The organism is Vibrio sp. JPW-9-11-11 (assembly GCF_013369335.1).
Classification (GTDB): Bacteria; Pseudomonadota; Gammaproteobacteria; order Enterobacterales; family Vibrionaceae; genus Vibrio.
The window spans coordinates 221,122-242,849 of the sequence record NZ_SZQJ01000004.1; the positions used below are offsets into that span (position 1 = coordinate 221,122).

General features: G+C 48.0%; 16 protein-coding genes and 1 pseudogene. 15 read left to right on the forward strand and 2 right to left on the reverse strand.

All coding sequences use genetic code 11. The annotated features are described in order from the left end of the window. The first annotated feature begins 136 nt into the window (after window positions 1-136). The 8 genes from FCU94_RS03600 (at window position 137) to FCU94_RS03635 (ending at window position 9,418) form a co-directional block, all read left to right on the forward strand. Window positions 137-1,264 (forward strand): bifunctional tRNA (adenosine(37)-C2)-methyltransferase TrmG/ribosomal RNA large subunit methyltransferase RlmN, encoded by a 1,128-nt coding sequence (locus FCU94_RS03600; protein WP_176287178.1) that lies wholly within the window; start codon window positions 137-139, stop codon window positions 1,262-1,264. 324 nt (window positions 1,265-1,588) lie between these two features. Then, on the forward strand, window positions 1,589-2,548 hold the full coding sequence (rodZ, locus tag FCU94_RS03605; protein ID WP_176287179.1) for a cytoskeleton protein RodZ: 960 nt from the start codon (window positions 1,589-1,591) through the stop codon (window positions 2,546-2,548). Window positions 2,549-2,556: 8 nt separating this feature from the next. Next, window positions 2,557-3,675 (forward strand): flavodoxin-dependent (E)-4-hydroxy-3-methylbut-2-enyl-diphosphate synthase, encoded by a 1,119-nt coding sequence (gene ispG / locus FCU94_RS03610; RefSeq protein WP_176287180.1) that lies wholly within the window; start codon window positions 2,557-2,559, stop codon window positions 3,673-3,675. A gap of 45 nt (window positions 3,676-3,720) precedes the next feature. Next, on the forward strand, window positions 3,721-4,989 hold the full coding sequence (hisS, locus tag FCU94_RS03615) for a histidine--tRNA ligase (protein ID WP_176287181.1): 1,269 nt from the start codon (window positions 3,721-3,723) through the stop codon (window positions 4,987-4,989). Between the two features lie 60 nt (window positions 4,990-5,049). After that, window positions 5,050-5,664, forward strand: coding sequence for a YfgM family protein (locus FCU94_RS03620; protein ID WP_176287182.1), 615 nt, complete (start codon window positions 5,050-5,052; stop codon window positions 5,662-5,664). A 9-nt stretch (window positions 5,665-5,673) separates the two neighbouring features. Beyond that, window positions 5,674-6,834 carry an outer membrane protein assembly factor BamB gene (bamB, locus tag FCU94_RS03625; protein WP_176287183.1) on the forward strand — a complete coding sequence of 387 codons (1,161 nt, stop codon included), beginning with the start codon at window positions 5,674-5,676 and terminating at the stop codon, window positions 6,832-6,834. A 165-nt stretch (window positions 6,835-6,999) separates the two neighbouring features. Beyond that, window positions 7,000-8,487, forward strand: a complete 1,488-nt coding sequence (gene der / locus FCU94_RS03630) for a ribosome biogenesis GTPase Der (RefSeq protein ID WP_176287184.1) — start codon at window positions 7,000-7,002, stop codon at window positions 8,485-8,487. Window positions 8,488-8,557: 70 nt separating this feature from the next. Further along, complete coding sequence (locus FCU94_RS03635; RefSeq protein ID WP_176287185.1) at window positions 8,558-9,418, forward strand: alanyl-tRNA editing protein; 861 nt, start codon at window positions 8,558-8,560, stop codon at window positions 9,416-9,418. Between the two features lie 30 nt (window positions 9,419-9,448). Here the strand turns inward: FCU94_RS03635 and FCU94_RS03640 are convergent, their stop codons facing one another. After that, window positions 9,449-10,855: a DASS family sodium-coupled anion symporter gene (locus tag FCU94_RS03640; protein WP_176287186.1), complete on the reverse strand. Its 1,407-nt coding sequence runs from the start codon at window positions 10,853-10,855 to the stop codon at window positions 9,449-9,451. Between the two features lie 270 nt (window positions 10,856-11,125). Between FCU94_RS03640 and FCU94_RS03645 the strand changes: the two genes are divergently transcribed. The 4 genes and pseudogenes from FCU94_RS03645 (at window position 11,126) to FCU94_RS03660 (ending at window position 15,038) form a co-directional block, all read left to right on the forward strand. Further along, entirely contained in the window at window positions 11,126-12,715 is a 1,590-nt protein-coding gene (locus FCU94_RS03645) for an ATP-binding protein (protein WP_176287187.1), read from the forward strand. Next, entirely contained in the window at window positions 12,708-13,382 is a 675-nt protein-coding gene (locus FCU94_RS03650) for a response regulator (RefSeq protein ID WP_176287188.1), read from the forward strand. Before FCU94_RS03645 ends, FCU94_RS03650 begins: the two co-directional genes overlap by 8 nt. Window positions 13,383-13,760: 378 nt before the next feature. After that, window positions 13,761-14,779: pseudogene (locus FCU94_RS03655) on the forward strand (sensor domain-containing diguanylate cyclase). A 34-nt stretch (window positions 14,780-14,813) separates the two neighbouring features. Further along, a complete protein-coding gene (locus FCU94_RS03660) occupies window positions 14,814-15,038 on the forward strand; it encodes a zinc ribbon domain-containing protein (RefSeq protein WP_176287189.1) in 225 nt (74 codons plus the stop codon). Here the strand turns inward: FCU94_RS03660 and xseA are convergent. Beyond that, window positions 15,035-16,366: an exodeoxyribonuclease VII large subunit gene (gene xseA / locus FCU94_RS03665; protein WP_176287190.1), complete on the reverse strand. Its 1,332-nt coding sequence runs from the start codon at window positions 16,364-16,366 to the stop codon at window positions 15,035-15,037. The genes FCU94_RS03660 and xseA overlap by 4 nt on opposite strands. A gap of 233 nt (window positions 16,367-16,599) precedes the next feature. On the opposite strand from xseA, the gene guaB reads away from it, so the two are divergent. The 3 genes from guaB to FCU94_RS03680 all read left to right on the forward strand — a co-directional run bounded on the left by guaB (window position 16,600) and on the right by FCU94_RS03680 (window position 21,646). Further along, entirely contained in the window at window positions 16,600-18,066 is a 1,467-nt protein-coding gene (gene guaB / locus FCU94_RS03670; RefSeq protein WP_176287191.1) for an IMP dehydrogenase, read from the forward strand. A gap of 98 nt (window positions 18,067-18,164) precedes the next feature. Continuing rightward, complete coding sequence (gene guaA / locus FCU94_RS03675; protein WP_176287192.1) at window positions 18,165-19,718, forward strand: glutamine-hydrolyzing GMP synthase; 1,554 nt, start codon at window positions 18,165-18,167, stop codon at window positions 19,716-19,718. 257 nt (window positions 19,719-19,975) lie between these two features. Then, window positions 19,976-21,646, forward strand: coding sequence for a glycoside hydrolase family 19 protein (locus FCU94_RS03680; RefSeq protein ID WP_176287193.1), 1,671 nt, complete (start codon window positions 19,976-19,978; stop codon window positions 21,644-21,646). Window positions 21,647-21,728: the final 82 nt, after the last annotated feature.

Below are 21,728 nucleotides of genomic sequence, written 5' to 3' on the forward strand. Positions count from 1 at the left end.
TATGTTTTCTGTATAAAAAATAACCACTGCGATATTAACGCCTTAACAAATACAGGGCTTTACAACGCTTGTTGTCCCTGCATAAAGGCTGTACAATTCGCGCCCTTAATTAATGTTCCGTCGTTTGAGAGGCCACATGACCACTGAAAAAATCAATCTACTCGACTTTGATCGCCAAGGTATGCGTCAATTTTTTGCTGAGGAGCTCGGCGAAAAGGCATTCCGTGCCGACCAAGTAATGAAGTGGATCTACCATTTCGGTGTCGATAACTTCGATAACATGACCAATATTAATAAAAAGTTACGTGAGAAGCTGCAACACCGTTGTGAGATAAAAGCGCCGACAGTGGCCGAGGCTCAACACTCTTCGGACGGTACCATTAAGTGGGCGATGAAGGTCGGTGACCAAGATGTGGAAACCGTGTATATCCCAGAAGATGACCGCGCGACCTTGTGTGTTTCCTCTCAGGTAGGGTGTGCTCTGGAGTGTAAATTCTGCTCTACGGCGCAGCAGGGTTTCAACCGTAATTTGAAAGTGTCGGAAATCATCGGGCAAGTTTGGCGTGCAGCACGTGAAATCGGTCTCGAGAAAGAGACTGGCCGTCGCCCGATCACTAATGTGGTGATGATGGGCATGGGTGAGCCGCTACTGAACATGAAAAACCTCATTCCTGCACTTGAGATCATGTTGGATGACTTAGGCTTTGGTCTGTCTAAGCGTCGTGTGACGGTGTCGACCTCTGGTGTTGTTTCAGGCTTGGATCAAATGACAGGCAAGATTGATGTCGCGCTGGCGATTTCTTTGCATGCTCCGAACGACAAGCTACGCAGCGAAATTATGCCGATCAACGACCGTTGGGATATCCAAGACTTTTTGGCATCTGTGCGTCGTTATATTGCGTCATCGAACGCAAACCGAGGCAAAGTGACCGTTGAGTACGTATTGCTTGACCATGTCAATGACGATATGCAGCACGCTCGTGAGCTGGCGGAGCTGATGAAAGATACTCCGTGTAAGATTAACTTGATTCCGTTTAACCCTTACCCTGGTTCGCCATACAAGAAGCCAAGTAACTCACGTATTGACCGTTTCCAGAAAACCTTGATGCAATATGAACATACGGTCACTGTACGTAAGACCCGTGGCGATGATATTGATGCGGCCTGTGGACAGTTGGTTGGTGATGTGATTGACCGTACTAAACGTACCGCAACGATCAGAGCCGCCAAAGGTGAGACGATTGAAGTTAAAGCGGTTTCATAAGCTTTATTCGATTTATACCCAAGCCAGAGCCTAGCTCTGGCTTTTTTGTTACATCTTGCCGCGATCTCTCTGTCAAAATAGTGAAAAACCTTGAGCTGACTGTAAATTATCCACTTTCACTATGTTGTTTCATCTATGATATCTATTAGAATGGAAGGTTAGCGCTTTAGAGATATTTCTCTGTATTTGAGTGGAGCGTGTTTTTTTGCATCGTATGAGGAGTTTTCCTCGATTTTATCGACTTTGGTTTTTCGGCATATACCAACAAAGAATAATTAAGCCCAAAATTAACCAAGGCTATTGAACAAGAGATTTATTATAGTCATGACAGCTGAACAACAAGTCCAACCCAGCGAAGACAACGTAGAACAACCACAAGCCGGCACTATTCTCAAGCAACAACGTGAGGCGCTTGGTCTGACACAAAAGCAGATTGCAGACCGTCTTAGATTGCGCCTGTCAATTATTCAAAGCATTGAAAATAACGATTTCGCACTGGATCAGGTGGCGACCTTTACTCGTGGCTATCTTCGCTCGTATGCCAAAGCCGTCAATCTAAATGAAGCTTTGGTTCTTTCAGCGCTAGAAGGCTGTCAAGAAGCCGAACCGAAAGAGCAGCCGATGAAAAGCTTTTCACGCAAAACCAAACGTGAGCAGCATGACAGTCGCATCATGACCTTAACTTGGGGCATTTTTGCCGTCATCTTGGGGATTTCTTCGGTGTGGTGGTGGCAAAACCAAGACGTCGACATGGTGGATCTCACCACGGCTACTGAGCAAGAGCAGCAGTTAGAGCAAGAGGCGCAACCAGAACTCGACTTTACCACTTTAGCGGATAGCGAGTCAGAACTTGTGGCTGAGCAACCAAGCTTGACCGATGAACAAGCGGCTGAAGCCCCGATGGATCAAACCGATGATGAAACGCCAACAGCAGAAACCATTATCATAGAAGAGACCGCGGCCGTACAAACGCTAGACAACATAGAGCCACCAACGGTAGAAGAGGTGGTAGAACCTCAAACTGTGGTTGAACAACCTGCCGTTGCGACTAATCTATTGCAGATGTCATTTACTGACGACTGCTGGATCCAAGTAAAAGACGCGAGCGGTAAAACGTTATCGACGGGCGTTAAGAAGCCTGGCCAAGAACTGAACCTTCAGGGTGAACTGCCTTACAGCGTGATTTTAGGAGCGCCCGAAAACGTTTCAATGACATTAGCGAGTGAACCTGTCGACCTTTCTGGGTATACTTCGGGCAAAGTAGCAAGATTCAACTTACCTTAGACATTACTATGCAACACGAATCTCCGATCAAACGTCGCCCATCGACTCGTATCTACGTGGGCGATGTACCTATTGGTGACGGCGCCCCTATAGCGGTGCAGTCAATGACCAACACACGTACAACAGACGTTGCGGCGACTGTTGCGCAGATCAAATCACTGGAAAATGTGGGTGCAGATATCGTCCGTGTCTCTGTACCGACCATGGACGCTGCTGAAGCGTTCAAACAGATCAAACAGCAAGTCAATATCCCGCTAGTGGCGGATATTCACTTTGACTATCGTATCGCGTTAAAAGTGGCAGAATACGGCGTCGACTGTTTGCGTATTAACCCGGGTAACATCGGTAACGAAGAGCGTATTCGCGCAGTGGTCGATTGTGCTCGCGACAAAAATATTCCGATTCGTATTGGTGTCAACGGTGGCTCGCTGGAGAAAGATATCCAGATGAAATATGGCGAACCGACACCAGAAGCTCTTGTAGAATCAGCGATGCGTCATGTCGATATTTTAGATCGCCTTAACTTCGATCAGTTTAAAGTGAGCGTGAAAGCGTCGGATGTCTTTTTGGCGGTCGACTCGTACCGTCTACTGGCTAAAAAGATCGATCAACCCCTGCACTTAGGCATCACTGAAGCGGGCGGTGCGCGCGCAGGCGCAGTGAAATCATCGGTTGGCCTAGGCATGCTGCTAGCTGAAGGGATTGGCGATACGCTACGTATCTCACTCGCCGCCAACCCGGTGGAAGAGATCAAAGTCGGCTTCGATATTTTGAAGTCTTTGCGCATCCGCTCACGCGGCATCAACTTTATTGCCTGCCCAAGTTGTTCACGCCAAGAATTTGATGTGATCGGCACTGTCAACGCGCTTGAAGAGCGCCTTGAAGACATCATTACTCCGATGGATGTGTCGATTATCGGTTGTGTGGTCAATGGTCCCGGCGAGGCGGAAGTCTCTCATCTAGGTTTAGCGGGCAGTAATAAGAAGAGCGCTTTCTACGAAGACGGTAAGCGTCAAAAAGAGCGTTTCGACAATCAAGACTTGGTCGCTCAGTTAGAGGCTAAGATTCGCGCCAAAGCAGCAGTGATGGATGAGCAGAACCGCATCAACATCAAAGTGCAAGGTTAATCTCAACCAAGATTACGGTAAGTAATTAACATTACGGTAAATATTGTGGCAAAAACAATTCAAGCAATTCGAGGCATGAACGATTGCCTCCCAACTCAATCTCCACTGTGGCAGAAACTCGAAAACACGGTAAAAAACGTGATTAGCGCATACGGTTACAATGAAGTGCGCATGCCGATTGTTGAAGAAACAAATCTGTTCAGTCGTGCTGTTGGTGAAGAGACCGATGTGGTTTCAAAAGAGATGTACACCTTCGATGATCGCAATGGCGACAGTTTAACCTTGCGCCCTGAGGGGACGGCAGGTTGTGTACGTTCATGTATTCAAAATAGCCTTATCAACCGTGACGAACAGCGTCTTTGGTACATGGGGCCGATGTTCCGCCACGAGCGTCCACAAAAAGGTCGATACCGTCAGTTCCACCAGTGTGGGGTAGAGGTGTTTGGTCTCAATGGTCCAGACGTTGACGCAGAGCTTATCATGATGACAGCCCGCCTATGGCGCGAGCTGGGTATCGATCAGCACGTCCGTTTAGAGCTCAATTCAATTGGTTCTGTCGAAGACCGCGCGGATTATCGTACCGCTTTGGTTGCTTTCTTAGAAAAACATGTCGACATTCTCGACGATGACTCAAAGCGTCGTATGCACACTAACCCTCTGCGCGTACTTGATACCAAGAACCCAGAGATCCAAGCCGTTCTTGGTGACGCACCACGTCTGTCTGACTACCTGGGCGAAGAGTCAAAGCAACATTTTGCTGGCTTGTGTGAACTTCTTGATGCGGCAGGTATCGAATACACAGTTAACCAGCGACTGGTGCGTGGTTTAGATTATTACAACCGTACCGTTTTTGAATGGATTACAGAGAGCCTTGGCGCTCAAGGTACCGTTTGTGGTGGTGGGCGTTACGACGGCTTGGTAGAGCAACTCGGCGGAAAAGCAACGCCCGCGGTGGGCTTTGCCATGGGCTTAGAGCGTTTGGTCTTGATGCTCGAAACGTTAGAGCTTACCGAAGTACGTCGCAGCGTCGATGTGTACATGGTCACCGCTGGGGAAGGCACCATGATGGCAGGCATGAAGCTGGCAGAGTCATTACGTGAGCAAGTTCCAGGGCTTCGTGTTATGAACCACTTTGGTGGCGGCAACTTTAAGAAGCAGTTTAAGCGTGCTGACAAAGTCGGGGCCGCAGTGGCACTTGTGCTAGGTGAGAACGAAGTGGCCGATGGTACGGTTGTGCTTAAAGATCTCATTGGTGGTAGCCAAGACACGTTCAGTCAAAACGACGTTATGGCCAAGCTCTCAGAGCTGGTTTAATTATTTATCAAATATCTCAGTGGTGATGACAGTCACCACTTTGGCTTAAGAGGACAGGAAGTGGAACTCTACGATACTGAAGAACAACAAGTAGAAGCGATCAAAGATTGGTGGAAAGAGAACGGCAAAGCGGTGATCTTTGGTGCCGTTGTTGGTCTGGGTGGTCTATTTGGTTGGCGTTACTATCAAGACTCAGTGATTGCCGCTCAAGAAGCCGCCTCTGAAAGTTATACTCAAGCGGTACAGCAACTTGCCGAGCAAGGCGCGAGTGCGGAGTCGGGAGTACAGACTTTTATTGAAGCGAATAAAGAGACTGAATATGCCACACTGGCCGCGCTTCAGTTGGCCAAAGTCCAAGTAGAGGCAGGCAATCTTGACGAAGCCGTGGCTCAGCTTGAGTGGGCAAAAAGTTCGACGCAAGACACTGCACTGGCTGCCGTTATCAATTATCGTCTCGCTCGTGTTAAAGCGGAGCAAGGGGAGTTCGACAGTGCTATCGCACAACTGGCTAACATTGACGATCAAAGTTGGGCCGGTCGAGTGGCTGAGCTCAAAGGTGATATCTTGCTGCGCAAAGGAGATGAGCAGGGCGCGTACGCCGCTTACACCGAATCGCAGCAGTCAGGTGATGCGAGCCAAACGCTGCAGCTTAAATTGGATGATCTAGCCAAGTAAGGGCACTGGATGAAGAATTTGCTTAAAAAAGCCCTTGCAAGCGCAATATGTATCGGTGTGTTGGCCGGGTGTGCCAGCGAAGAAGATACCGTTATCATGGCGCCAGTGCCTCAAGTTAGTAGTGAATTTACCCCCACGAGTCAGTGGAGCAATTCAGTGGGTAATGGCGTCGGTCAGTATTACTCCAAGTTAACGCCTGAGTATGCCTATGATAAGGTCTTTGTTGCCAGCCGAGATGGCATGGTCAAGGCGCTTGACCCTCAAAATGGCACCCTCATTTGGCAAGCAGATGTTGAAGGGGATGTCTCTGCCCGACTATCAGGTGGTATCACGGCAGGCTACGGACAAATCTTTATTGGTAGCGAAAATGGGCACGTGTTCGCTTTCGATCAAGAAACCGGTGAGCTGAACTGGCAAGCAAAAGTGGATGGCGAAGTTCTGGCCGCACCCGCGACCGATAGCAATTTGGTTATCATTCACACCAACAAAGGTATTTTGCTGGCTCTAGACCAAGTGACTGGCGAGTCTAAATGGACGATTAGTACTGAAGTGCCAAACTTAACATTGCGTGGCAACAGCGCTCCCGTTACCGCTTCAGGTGGTGTGTTCTGGGGAACAGCAAATGGACGTTTGGCCGCAGCGATTGTTGAGCGTGGTCAGTTGATCTGGCAGCAACCTATCGGCAAACCGCAGGGCGCGACTGAAATTGACCGTTTGGTTGACGTCGATGCTTCCCCTCTGATTCTTGGAAGTTCGCTGTATATCGTTGGTTACAACGGTCAGTTGACTGCCATTGATTTGCGCTCGGGTAAGCCTGCGTGGAAACGCAATTACTCGTCAGCCTCCGATTTGGCGAGTGATGCCAGTCGTCTTTATGTCGTCACAGAGAACGATCATCTGATCGCTGTTGATGCTCGTAGCGGCACTGAACTGTGGAATAATGATCAATTAGAAAACCGTTTAGTCACATCGCCAGTGATTATCGACTCTTATTTGGTGGTCGGTGATAGTGAAGGCTATTTGTACTGGCTTGAGCGTGATAGCGGTGATTTTGTTTCGATGCAGCAAGTTGACTCAAGTGGTTTTGCTGTCGGGCCGCTACCACTCGAAGACGGTTATGTGCTGATCACTCGCGATGGCGATGTAAAGAAACTAACGATTAACGAGTAATCGTGTGATATAATTCACATTCGGCTCCTAGCTGGCAACAGTTGGGAGCCGTTTGTTCGTTTTAGACCCAAAGTAACATGTGGTTATAGGTAAAGTGCTCAGCAATGACATAGTTTGAGTGGTTACCTATAACTACATAAAGAAAAGAATATTGTAGAGGTTGTTATGGTACCTGTTGTTGCGCTTGTTGGGCGTCCAAATGTTGGTAAGTCGACATTGTTTAACCGACTGACTCGTACTCGCGACGCATTGGTTGCGGATTTCCCAGGCTTAACTCGTGACCGTAAGTACGGCCAAGCCAAGCTTGGTGAACATGAATTTATCGTTATCGATACCGGTGGTATTGATGGCACCGAAGAAGGTGTCGAGACCAAAATGGCAGAGCAGTCACTGGCCGCTATCGACGAGGCAGATGTGGTTCTGTTTATGGTCGATGGGCGCGCTGGCCTGACACCGTCAGATATCGCTATCGCCAGCCACCTGCGTAAAATCGAAAAACCTTCGATGCTGGTGGTGAACAAAGTCGACGGTATTGACGCTGATGCAGCCTCGGCTGATTTTTGGCAACTCGGTGTTGAAAACATGTACCAAATTGCCGCAGCTCATGGCCGAGGCGTTGGCGCATTGATCGACCGCGCACTGAACCCTTTTGCCGAGAAAATGGCGGAGGAAGCCAACGGCGAAATCGAAGACTTAACCGAATTCGAAGATGGCGAAGAAGAGAAGTTAGAATACAGTGAAGAAGAGGCGGAAGCTGAGTTTAAGCGTTTGCAAGATCAACCGATCAAGCTGGCGATTATTGGCCGTCCGAACGTGGGGAAATCGACACTCACAAACCGCATCTTAGGTGAAGAGCGTGTCGTTGTTTATGATATGCCGGGCACCACACGTGATTCTATCTATATACCGATGGAACGCGATGGGCGTGAATATGTACTGATTGATACCGCCGGTGTACGTCGTCGTAAGCGCATTAACGAAACCGTAGAGAAGTTCTCGGTGGTTAAAACGTTAAAAGCGGTAGAGGATGCCAACGTTGTTCTTTTGGTCATTGATGCACGCGAAAATATCTCCGATCAAGATTTGAGCCTACTTGGCTTTGCTCTTAATGCTGGTCGCTCTATCGTTATTGCGGTCAATAAGTGGGATGGCTTGGATATGGACGTCAAAGAGCACGTTAAGAAAGAGCTCGACCGTCGTTTGGGTTTTGTTGATTTCGCCCGTATTCACTTTATTTCTGCTTTACATGGCACGGGTGTGGGTCACCTGTTTGAGTCGGTTCAAGAGGCGTACAAGTCAGCGACGACTCGCGTTGGAACCTCTGTACTCACCCGTATTATGAAGATGGCGACCGAAGATCACCAACCACCTTTGGTTCGTGGTCGCCGTGTGAAACTGAAATATGCGCACGCAGGGGGATACAACCCACCGATCGTGGTTATTCATGGTAACCAAGTGAACGAACTCCCAGATTCGTATAAACGTTATCTGATGAACTACTTCCGTAAGTCATTGGAAATCATGGGAACACCAATCCGAATTCAGTTCCAAAACAGCGATAACCCATTTGAGGGTAAATCGAACAAGATGACATTGTCTCAAGAGCGTAAACGTAAACGCTTGATGGGGATGATGAAAAATCGTAAAAAGTAACGCCTGTTTCAATGCACACTAGAGTTAAAGCGCCGATATCATATCGGCGCTTTTTTTAAGGAACAACATCATGAATCCGACCATCATTCGTTTTTGTCACGCAACATGGCAACTTCAATCACACGTTCAGCGAGTAGAGCTAGGCAGTGATTTTCTTTATGTCGTGACAGAACAAACGCCTTTTCATCCCGTCAGTCACATTTGGCCAGACCATCCGGCGGACCAAGGATATCTCAATGGTCATGCTGTACTTGATTGCCAAGTCGGTGCGGTCGAGTTGGTCAGTGGTGAGCTCTACGTTGGAAAGGCGATTCCGGTAAAACGAGACGAGCCTGGTTGGGTATTTGTTGTGGTGCATTGCCTAGCAAAAGAGGTCGATGGTATTGATGTGCGACAGCACGTTGAGCTGGTGGTGGATAAAGCGCATCAGCAGGCGTTGAGCCGCGGGCATAGTGCAGGGCATTTGGCCTATTTGGCACTCAATAAGGTGCTTGTCGAGCAGCAATACTGGCGTAAAGACGCCGAGCGCAAAGATCCTCACGGCTACTATGATTTTAACAGTTACGCACAGGTCACCAGTTTTGTTACGCCAGAACGATGCACTGACACCTATCGCTTGGGGAAAACACTGCGCAAACGAGGCCTAAACAGCGGTGATATGTTGGCTAATCTGAGCGATATAGAGCACAAGGTGAATGCACAGCTTTGTCAATGGTTAGCCTTGTCGGCCGCGATTGAAATAGAGTGTCATGGTGAAAGCCTCACCGATTCACGTTATTGGCAGTGCGATCTAGGGGAAGGAGCGGTGGCGATCATCCCGTGCGGTGGTACACACGCACAAAGCTTAAGTGAGTTTGCCACAATAGAGGTCACACTCACTCAGCTTGACGAACAACATATCGAGATGCTGACTCTGGTGCGTCCACAATAAAATCAAAGCCCGCCGAAGCGGGCTTTATTGTTACCACATTCCGAGAATTTTCCACCAGGCACCGCCAATGAAGAAAAATACAGGAATGACGATGAGTGAAAAGACAAAACCAATCTTCCACCAGTTTTGTAACGAGAGGAAGCCAGCGCCAAACAGTATTGGAGCCGGGCCGGAAGAGTAGTGGGTTGTTGACATGTACAGGTTGCTAAATATACCTAACACGATAGCAGCTAACATTGGCGGCGCGCCTGCGGCAATCGCTATCGCAAGAAACGCAGAATACATAGCACTGATATGGGCCATTGCGCTCGCCATTAAATAGTGACTGTAGTAGTAGACGAGCAGCAGAATCGCTAAGGTACTCAACCAGCCATAACCTGATAGTGAATTGGCGATCATGTCACCAAACCAAGCGATAAAACCCAACTTGTTAAGTTGTGCGGCCATCATGACCAATACCGCGAACCAAGTGATGGTGTGCCAAGCTTCTTTTTCTTGTAACACGGCATCCCAAGTAATCGTGCGGGTAATCAGCAAAAAGACTAATCCCAGCAAGGCCGTAACGGTTGAGTGAATTCCTAACGTTGGGCCCAGTACCCAGAGACTGACCATCCCAACAAAGGTGATCCCTACCATCCACTCATTGCGAGTCATAGTCCCCATTTCGGCCAGCTTCTGCCTGGCGATAAGTCGCATCTCTGGCGTTTTTTTCAACTCAGGTGGAAAGACTAAATACATCACTAGAGGAATAAGAAATAAGCAGATAATACCTGGAACAATTGCGGCTAACGCCCAAGCGCCCCAAGTGATCTCAACCCCTTGCTCTTTGGCAAAGTTTGCCGCGAGTGGGTTACCGGCCATTGAGGTAAGAAACATGGCACAGGTAATCGCGTTGCACTGGAAGATACATTGAACTAGAAAGGCACCGATTTTGTTCTCGGTCCCTTTTTCAGGGTCGGAGTCATAGGCGTTGGCGACCGAACGAAATAGCGGCGAGATAATCCCCCCACAGCGAGCGGTGGTGCTGGGTGTGGCCGGAGCAAACAGTAAGTCTGTCAGTACGAGGCCATAAGCCAAACCAAGTGAGTTATGGCCGAGCTTGGAGATAAACCAATAACCTACTCGACGGCCAAAACCAGTACTGATAAAGCCACGGGAAATGAAAAACGCCGCTGCGATCATCCAAATTGTCGGATGTGCAAACCCGGTCAGAGCGGTTCTAATCGGCAGCACATCCAATAGAGTGGCGGCGGTGAGTCCGATCAGCGCCATCGCTCCTAAGGGGAGAGGCGCAATGATCAAACTAAGAACCGTGACGACAAAGACAGTCATCATTTGCCAAGCTTGTTCTGTCAGCCCTTGTGGAATGGGGCTAAACCATAGTATGACCCCTATGATTGCCAGCATGAGTAGCCGCATATTACTTGAAGTTAGCATAAAACCCTCCTTAGATTTTTCTCTAACTTAGCGAGCTCTTGCTATCAAAAAACTGTTATAAATCAAAAAGTCATGTCAGAGGACTTGGCGAGTGTTCACTCTTCAAACTAGAGCAAATCTTGACTGAAATAACGTTGAGATTAACGGCATTAAAATAATAAAGCTGATAAACGTCACTAATGAGATCTTGTTCAACTTAGCGGTGATTAGCGCTGAAGTTAGGTGAACAACCACGTATTCTTGCACTGAATTAACCGAAAGAATCACATCATGGCCACGCGAATTTTTCCCCGCTCCTTTACCATGCATCTCACGATACTCCTTTGTGGTGCACTCACGTTAGGTTCCATTGGATGGTGGTTGGTCGCTACTGAGCGGTTAAACCAGGTACTGGATGAACAAGTTGCGTTGAGGGCCCAAGTTCAGACTCAGCAACTCGCTCAGTTGCCTTCTTTGATTGCGGCTGTAAAGCGCGGTGACAAGGACCAAGTGGGAGTGATGATTCGTAGGTTGCAACAAGCAACCGATGCTGACTTTATTACGGTCAGCGATGAGCGAGGCATCCGTCTTGCCCATCCACTGGCCAATCGTGTTGGCTTGCCGGTCGTGGGGGGAGATATCGAGCGTGCATTAACTACGGGGGACTCTTATCTGTCCTACAGTGTCGGATCGTTAGGGCCTTCTGTTCGCTATATATCGCCACTCATTGATGACACTGGCACCATTGTTGGCATGATAAAAGTCGGTTATTTGCTGCAAACCATCGCAATCTTAAACGAACAAACGTTATCGCCGCTTATTCTGTTTACTATCGTCAGTGTTTTGTTATCTGGCTTGGCAGCTTGGCGGTTTTCTGAATATATACGTGACAAGATGCAACATATGGAGCCGTGGCAACTGCAGCAGACTTTGCAAACCAGCGCCGGGGTGTTGCAAGCAGCGCACGAAGGAATATTGGCGCTTAATGCTCAAGGGGAGGTGTATTTGTGTAATGACTCTGCGCAAGAGTTGCTCGGTATCGATAAAGAACTCAACTTGCCACAACCACTCTCAAACCTATTAGCCGATCCTCAACACTTTCGCTTACACGGCAGCGATTTTATTGACCGACTGGTGCGCATTAATGGCCGTAACTTGGTATTGACTCGCGTGACATTGGCGCTTGACCCTGAATCGGAACGAGGGGCTGTATTTAGCCTCCGAGCGCAGAAAGAGCTGCAACTGCTCTCGAACAAAATTAGCCAGGTAAGCAGCTATTTAGAGTCTATCCGTGTGACTCGCCATGAACATCAAAACAAACTCTCGACGGTCACTGGGCTGTTACAACTCGGTCATGTTGACCAAGCGCTCGAAATGCTACTGAGCCAGTCCCAAACGAATCAGGCCAATATGGACAGTGTTGCTCAGTTGCAATCGCTCCCTTTGATTTCTGGGTTGTTATTGTCGCATTTAGGTAAAGCCGCAGAGAAAAACATCCACGTTGATTTAAGTGAGCTGCACGGTTGGCAGGCGCTGCCTAACAAGCTCGACGAACAGGCCTTAAGCTCGCTACTGGCCAACTTAATCAATAATAGTATCGAAGCTTTAGAAGGCAGCGAGCAAGGTCAAATTCGGGTTGTCATGTACCAAACTCCCAGCGAGCGCGTGCTCGCAGTGGCAAACAATGGTCCTATGATCCAGGTCAGTTTGGATAGCTTATGCCAATTGGGCTTCACAACCAAAAGTGACTTCCATGAACACGGAATTGGAATGCACTTAGTCCAATCGGTGGTCGAAGCAGCAGAAGGCTATATCGAACTAGACAGCGATCAAGATGAAACCCAGTTTACTATCTATTTTCCAGAGGTAAGAAATGCATAACGTACTCATTATCGAAGATGATAGTGACATTGCGACTCTCCATCGTCAGTTCATCGCACGCGACAAGCGTTTTCAAAGACTTGATACTTGTGTTTCGCTTGCAGAGGCTAAGCAACATCTGACGGAGTGCGCCTATGACTTGGTGCTCATCGACAATTATTTACCTGACGGGCTTGGTATCGATTTTTTACCGCAATTACACGGTTTGCCACATAGGCCCGAGAGTATCTTAGTGACAGCAGCGAACGATGTTGAAACGGTGCAAAAGGCGCTGCGTCATGGTGTGTTTGACTATCTGGTCAAGCCCGTCGACTATCAACGCTTAGCTAACAGCTTGGATAAGTACTGCATGATGCAGCATACCTTGACTCATGGTCAAAGTTTACAGCAAACAGAGCTTGATAGCTTGTTCCAGCGTGGCGAAGTTCAGCGTAAAAACGGCGCTGCCGATGCTTACACATTACGTCAGATTGTCGACCAGTTTAGTCATGCCAACATTGAGTTGAGTGTCAGTGACATCGCGGAACGTTTTTCTATCAGTAAAAGTACCGCGAGACGCTACCTCGATACAGGCGTCGACCAGGGCGACCTTGAAGCTTTTCTCGCTCATGGGCGTGTGGGCAGGCCTACACGAATTTATCGAAGACCTCAGGTTAACGGCGGTTAAAGCGTATTTACGAAGCTGAGTTGGTTGAAAAACACAGGTGTGTAATTGCGTTAAGTTGAAAAGCGATCTTTTTATTAAAAACTTATAAATGGCAATTTTCATTAGGTAATTAGTGTTTTGTTCTTATATAAATCCAAATGCAGCATATGTAACTTATGCTTTCGGTGTGTGGTTATATAAATGTTCTTTATTCGCCAGATCGCTGATCAAAATGGATTTAGCCGAAGATCAGAGTTTGATCTTAAACATTGATCTTCTCAGGGACCCATCAGGTTAACCCTATCAATAGTGGTCGTTATGAGGTGGCGATCGACGTATGAAACAGGGTTTTATGCTACTTTATCCTGTAAATTAGAAATATAAATTGAGTCAGCCACAATGAGTTACTTTAAACTTCTCACCGCTCACAGAGAAGTAAATACGTTGCTCACTAAACTCGCACTAGGAATGGGCAAAGAAGAGCTTAATCGCCGCGTTGTCGAACTTTCTGAAAGCTGGTTTGGTAAGCGAAGAGCGTCGATCCTGAGGCTCGATAGTCAAACCAATAAACTTCAGCCCCCAGCTTACCCGAGTTTTATAATAGCGCGGTCGAAGGCGTGACGATCGGGCCTCAAGTGGGGTCTTGCGGTGCTGCTGCATACTCAAAACAGAGTGTCGTGGTCGAAAATATCGACCAGCACCCCAATTGGGCTGTATTTAGCGCGCTTACCCGCCAAGCCAATCTGCATGCTTGTTGGTCAGTGCCTATTCTTTCTCGTACCCAAACTGCGATGGGCACCTTTGCAATTTACAGTCATGAGCCGGCAAAGCCCGAGCCTCATGAACTCGAAGTATTGCAAATGCTCGCCTCACTCTATGCGGTCGCATGGGAGAAGTACGATCTTGAACACCAATTGTACTATCACGCTCGCTATGACTCCTTAACAGGGTGTTTGAATCGGCGCGCGCTATTGCAGCAAGCAAGTGATTGTTTAAACACCGAACTTAACTACATCGCGTGTTTTTTTGCCGACATTGATCATTTTAAGCAGATTAATGATATCCATGGTCATGAAGTGGGCGATAGAGTGCTGGCTCGGGTAGGGGAGATCTTCAATCAGGTCTTTAACCGCTGCAGTCTTAATGGCCGCTATGGTGGCGATGAGTTTGTTGCTTTTGCTTTTTCTGATGACAAGCAAGCGTTCAATCAGTTGGAGAAGCAGTTTACCGAACAACTGGCGCATTTGATGGCCGTCGAGGATCTCCAGGTGCGAGTCAGCGTCGGTAAGGCGGTTTGTGAAATACGCCGATTGGTCTCTTTGCAGCAGCTCATTAAACAAGCAGACCAAAAGATGTATCAAGTAAAGCACAATAGCCGACGTGATCAGGATCATGGCAAGGGATCAGTGGTGCGCTAAATTAAGTGTAAACCAAGTGCTAGTTGAGAAGAGTATGAACGAAAATTCTTGTCCCCGTTGCCACCAAGCTCTTGAATGGACGGGGCAATATCACTGTAAGCAGTGTCAGTGTAGTTTTGATAAGGTCGGATATTGTCCGGATTGCGCCGCTCAACTGGAGAAGCTTCAAGCGTGCGGCGCGGCGAACTATTTCTGTAATCAATGCAACGAGTTGAAATCTAAGTCTCGAGTGCTATTTGAGTTCCACGTAAAAGACTAATTGACGGTCGAACGGATTTCGCCATCAGATAAACGGGTGACCAAAGTGTCGCCCGTTTTGACATCAGTCGCTTGGGTAATAACTTTTCCTTGCTCATTCTGAGTTATCGAGTAACCACGTTTTAGCGTCGCGAGCGGGCTTACGGTATCGAGTTTTTCTGCCGCGAGAGAGAGCTGGTGGCGGGTGTTAAGCAGTTTACGATCCATCGTATCGAACAGCTTTTGTTCCAAATACTGTAAAGACGACTTTTGCTGATTGAGTCGTTTTACTGGCGAGTGCAACTGGAGTTTGTATTGATGACGTTCGACTTTTTGTAAATGCGCAGCAATAAAGCGATCCATAGAACGTTGTAAACGCAGTTGTAACTCGTCGAGTTGTTGGCTTTGGCGTTGCAGTTGATAGCTCGGATGCTGCCTTTCCAAACGGTGAGTTAGCGAGGTCGATAGCTTGCTCTGTTGACTGAGGTAATAGCGCATGGCACTCATCAGCTTTTGCTGACGCGCGACAAACGCCTGCTCTTTATGGCTATTATCTCGACTCACCAGCTCAGCTGCGGCTGATGGCGTCGGGGCGCGCATGTCAGCGACAAAGTCGGCAATCGTGACATCCACTTCATGACCGACGGCGCTGATAATCGGGATCTGGCTCGCTGCAATAGTGCGAGCAAGGATTTCGTTGTTAAAGCACCATAGGTCTTCTAGTGAACCACCACCACGGCCGACGATTAACACGTCACATTCGTTGCGGCTATTGGCACGGCCAACCGCTTGAGCGATTTCAATTGCCGCCGCATCCCCTTGAACCATGGTTGGATAGATAACGACAGGCAGTGAAGGATCACGACGTTTAAGTACATCAAGAATATCAAACAGCGCTGCGCCGGTTTTTGAAGTGATGATTCCCACACGTTGCGGGTGCTCAGGGAGCGGCCGTTTGTTGGTTTGAGCAAACAATCCTTCCGCCGCTAGTTTCATCTTAAGTTCTTCGAACTGCTGCTGTAATCGACCATCCCCTTCAGGCTGCATCGATTCGATGATCAATTGGTAATCACCACGTGGTTCATACAAAGACAAGCGTGCTTTAACCAGTACCTGATTTCCGTTTTGAGGCTTGAACGTAACGCGACGATTGTTACCACGGAACATGGCGCATTTTACTTGCGCGCGCGAATCCTTAAGTGTCAGATACCAGTGGCCAGAGACGGGGGCGGAAAAGTTAGAAATTTCACCGACTAACCAAACAATGCCCATTTCATTTTCGAGTAACAAACGGACTTCAGCATTAAGACGAGAAACAGTGAAAATGTTTTGATTGGTCAGAGAAGACACAGCTAATCTCGTAGGCGTGGGTATGGAAATTAGCGGCAATATAATACATATCAAGGGGGTAATTGCAAATAAAAAATAGAAAAATGTGTAGCCAAGCGATTTCCTAGGCCGTATAATCCGTCCGCAATATCTAATCCAAATGCAGTAGATTTTCTTAAACTTGCTGCCCTCATTATGCGAAACGATGAGACTTTGGGTTGTCTTTTTACTCCTCTAATTGTGAGATATTGCAAATGCTAAGAATTGCCAAAGAAGCGCTGACATTCGACGACGTACTCCTTGTGCCAGCACACTCCACCGTTCTCCCAAACACAGCTGATCTTCGCACTCAGCTAACTAAGAACATTAGCTTAAACATCCCTATGATTTCGGCGTCAATGGACACCGTAACGGAAGCTCGCCTAGCGATTGCGCTAGCGCAAGAGGGTGGCATTGGCTTTATCCACAAGAACATGTCTATTGAGCAACAAGCTGGTGAAGTTCGAAAAGTAAAGAGCTTCGAAGCTGGCGTTGTGTCAGACCCTGTGACAGTGAACCCAGACGCAACCATCGCTGACGTAGTCGCTTTGACTGATAAACACGGTTTTGCGGGCTTCCCTGTAGTAACAGAGCACAACGAACTGGTCGGTATCATCACTGGCCGTGACGTACGCTTTGTCACTGACCTATCTAAGAAAGTATCTGCAGTAATGACGCCTAAAGAGCGTCTCGCTTCTGTAAACGAAGGTGCAACTCGCGAAGAAGTTCAAGAGAAAATGCACGAAGCGCGCGTTGAAAAAGTACTGGTAGTGAACGATGAGTTCAAACTAACCGGTATGATCACGGCAAAAGACTTCCATAAAGCAGAACGTAAACCAAACGCATGTAAAGATGAACGTGGTCGTCTACGCGTTGGCGCAGCAGTTGGCGCTGGTGCGGGTAACGAAGAGCGTGTTGCGGCACTGGTTGAAGCAGGCGTCGACGTACTACTTATCGATTCTTCTCACGGTCACTCTGAAGGCGTTCTACAGCGTATTCGTGAAACTCGTGCGGCTCACCCAGATCTAGACATCATCGGCGGTAACGTAGCAACAGGTGCTGGTGCAAGAGCACTTATCGAAGCTGGCGTAAGCGCAGTGAAAGTGGGTATCGGCCCTGGTTCTATCTGTACTACTCGTATCGTAACGGGTGTGGGTGTTCCTCAAATTACAGCCATCGCAGATGCGGCTGAAGTCGCGAACGAATACGGTATTCCAGTCATTGCCGACGGTGGTATCCGTTTCTCTGGTGATATCTGTAAAGCCATCGTAGCGGGTGCATCATGTGTGATGGTTGGTTCTATGTTTGCTGGTACAGAAGAAGCACCGGGCGAAGTGATTCTTTACAACGGCCGTTCTTACAAAGCTTACCGTGGTATGGGCTCTTTAGGCGCGATGTCTCAAGGTTCTTCTGACCGTTACTTCCAGTCTGATAACGCAGCAGACAAGCTTGTTCCTGAAGGCATCGAAGGTCGTATCGCATACAAAGGCCGCCTAAAAGAGATCGTACACCAACAAATGGGTGGTCTACGCTCAAGCATGGGCCTAACAGGCAGCGCAACAATCGAAGACATGCGTACTAAAGCTGAATTTGTACGTATCTCTGGCGCGGGTATGCAAGAATCTCACGTACACGACGTTCAGATCACTAAGGAAGCACCAAACTACCGTTTAGGTAACTAATAGCCTAGCGTAAACGTTTGCTTTTTCCTTGAAGCATTAAGATGAGGCGAGTACACTCGCCTCGGTTTTAATCACTTAGCCTAAAAAGACTGCTCAAAATGACTAAAAATATCCATGACCAACGTATTCTGATCTTGGACTTCGGTTCTCAGTACACCCAACTTGTCGCACGTCGCGTACGTGAAATCGGCGTTTACTGTGAACTATGGAGCTGGGATGTTGAAGAAGCGGATATTCGCGAATTCAACCCAGATGGCATCATCCTATCTGGTGGTCCTGAAAGCGTAACGGAAGAAAACTCTCCTCGCGCACCTCAATATGTATTTGACTCAGGTGTTCCTGTTTTTGGCGTATGTTACGGCATGCAGACCATGGCAGAGCAGCTAGGTGGTAAAGTCGCGGGCTCAAACGAGCGTGAGTTTGGCTACGCACAAGTTAAAATTTCTGGCGAATCTTCTCTGTTTAAAGATCTTGAAGCGATTCAAGATGTATGGATGAGCCACGGTGACAAAGTTGTAGAAATCCCAACAGATTTCGTAAAAGTTGGTGAGACAGACACCTGTCCTTACGCTGCAATGGCGAACGAAGAGAAGAAATACTACGGCGTTCAGTTCCACCCAGAAGTGACGCACACCAAACAAGGCCTACAAATGCTCGAGAACTTTGTTCTTGGCGTGTGTGGTTGTGAGCGTCTATGGACTTCAGAATCTATCATCGAAGATGCCGTTGCTCGCATTAAAGAGCAAGTGGGCGACGATGAAGTGATCCTAGGTCTATCGGGTGGTGTGGATTCATCCGTTGTTGCTATGCTGGTTCACCGCGCGATTGGCGACAAACTCACCTGTGTATTCGTTGATAACGGCCTACTTCGTCTCAACGAAGGTCAGCAAGTGATGGAAATGTTTGGCGACAAGTTCGGCCTAAACATCATCAAAGTTGACGCAGAAGAGCGTTTCCTTGTTGCTCTTGAAGGTAAGTCTGATCCAGAAGAAAAACGTAAGACTATCGGTCACGTATTCGTAGACGTATTCGATGAAGAATCGAAGAAGCTGAAAAACGCGAAATGGCTAGCTCAGGGTACTATCTACCCAGACGTTATCGAGTCTGCCGCATCTAAAACTGGTAAAGCGCACGTGATCAAATCACACCACAACGTGGGCGGCCTGCCAGAAGATATGGAAATGGGTCTAGTTGAGCCACTACGTGAGCTGTTTAAAGATGAAGTTCGTAAGATAGGTCTAGAGCTCGGTCTTCCTTACAACATGCTTTACCGCCACCCATTCCCTGGTCCAGGTCTAGGTGTTCGCGTTCTTGGTGAGATCAAGAAAGAGTACTGTGATTTGCTACGTCGTGCTGACGCTATCTTCATTGAAGAGCTGCACGCAGCAGACCTGTACAACAAAGTCTCTCAAGCGTTCACGGTGTTCCTACCCGTTCGCTCTGTTGGCGTAATGGGCGATGGCCGTAAGTACGATTGGGTGGTATCGCTACGTGCCGTTGAAACTATCGACTTTATGACAGCGCATTGGGCGCACCTACCATATGACTTCTTAGGTAAAGTATCTAACCGTATTATCAACGAAGTTGACGGTATTTCCCGTGTCGTTTACGACATTTCTGGTAAGCCACCAGCGACAATTGAGTGGGAATAATCCGCTTCGAGTGTTTTGACAAAACCAGCCTTCGGGCTGGTTTTTTATTGCGTATTGTTCGCGAGTTGGAAGTTGATTATTGATAATTAACAAAATAATTTTTGAAGCAACCCAACAATTTTTTCTAACACTCAGTAAAGTCATCTGTTGTATTTGAACACTGTCTCGCAACTTAACGTTTGGGCAATACTCTTTACGTGCAGCTCTAGGCGCTTTTTTCTAGTCTTGTGGCAGCAATTGACACAAGGACTAGTTCGATGAACAAAACACGCTACCTTACCGTACTCGCGGTTCTTGCCGCGTCTCCTACCTGGGCGACAATGAATATTCAGCCTGACCCAGAAAATCCAACTGGCTATGTGATTTCACGTGCTGACATTGAAGCGGTGGAACAACAAAAAACCGCCAATCCTATGTACCAAATTTGGTCTCAAGCACTGCGCACGGCACCGAATAGTATTGTTGAAGCGATTGATTCGGGCTTGGCAACAAACCCAGATAACGTTAAGCGAGCAGAGCGCGTTTTCCCACGTCAAGAGTGGGATTTTCTGACTCATATGGCCGCACCAGAGTACACATATACGCGGTTTTTGCGTGCAATTGGTAAGTTCCCCGCCTTTTGTGCTGAATACACGGATGGACGCGATTCTGATGCGATTTGTAAGCGTTCGATTGTGACCGCCTTTGCCCATTTTGCACAAGAAACCGGGGGGCATATTGCGAAAGACAATGTGTCTGATAACCCTCTGGCGCTGGAAGAGTGGCAGCAAGCGCTGGTTCATGTTCGAGAGATGGGTTGGTCGGAAGGGCAAGAAGGCTATACGACAGGTTGTGGTCAGAACGATTGGCAAAACAAGAAATGGCCTTGCGCCGCAGGACAGGGCTATTTTGGACGTGGCGCTAAGCAGCTGTCATACCATTTTAACTATGGCGCTTTCTCTGAGGCGATGTATGACGGTGATGCTTCTGTGTTACTCAATAACCCCGGTTTAGTCGCGGATTCTTGGTTGAATTTAGCCTCGGCGATTTGGTTCTTCCTCACTCCCCAAGCGCCTAAGCCTGCCATGTTGCATGTTATCGATAAAACTTGGACGCCATCACAGCGTGAAATCGATGCTGGGATCGGTTATGGCTTTGGTACCACCATCAATATCATCAATGGCGGTATAGAGTGTGGTGAGCAAAACAAAGACAAAGGTCAGCCTGTCAACCGTATTCGTTACTGGCAAGGCTTATCGGATCACTATCAAATTCCGTTAGAAGCGGACGAAAAAGACACCTGTTGGCAACAAACGCCCTATGGCAGTTTGAATCTCAATGGCGCAACGGATGTGCTTTACACCAACTGGGATGGCAACTGGAAATATTACGCTGATCGCCCCGGTGGTTACTCATTTGAGTGTGAGTTGGTCGGATTTCAAACCGCTTACTCGGCTTTAGTGGCCGGCGATTACGAAAAATGTGTCAGTAACTTCTATGGCTCTCATGCGAGTTGGCCTGAAGTGCGCGTTGTCGATGAACTCGACCCTGTTGACCCTGGTACGGGACCAGGAAATGACACCGATTGGGATGCAAACAAAGTGTACACAGGTGGGGAAGAAGTCACTCATCAAGGGGCAACGTATAAAGCGAAGTGGTGGACACAAGGCGACGATCCTGCTCTTGGTGGGCCGTGGGAATTAGTATCAGGTACGCCGACTGAACCAGCCCCTGAGCCGACTCCTGATCCAACACCGGATCCTGAGCCGACACCAGACCCAACACCGGTTCCAGATACCTTTATTCAATGGCAGCCGGGGCAAAGCCAAGTTGCAGATGGTGACAAAGTGACTTATAACGGTAAGTGCTTTATTGCCAAAAATGGCCCAGGAGTGTGGGAGTCACCCACTCAATCAAATTGGTTCTGGGATGAAATTTCCTGCCAGTAGCTTAGGGCGCATGAATCGTTAAATGGCTCAACGACGAGTCGTTGAGCCATAGTCAGTCGAATGAAAAAAGCAAAGCTCTTTA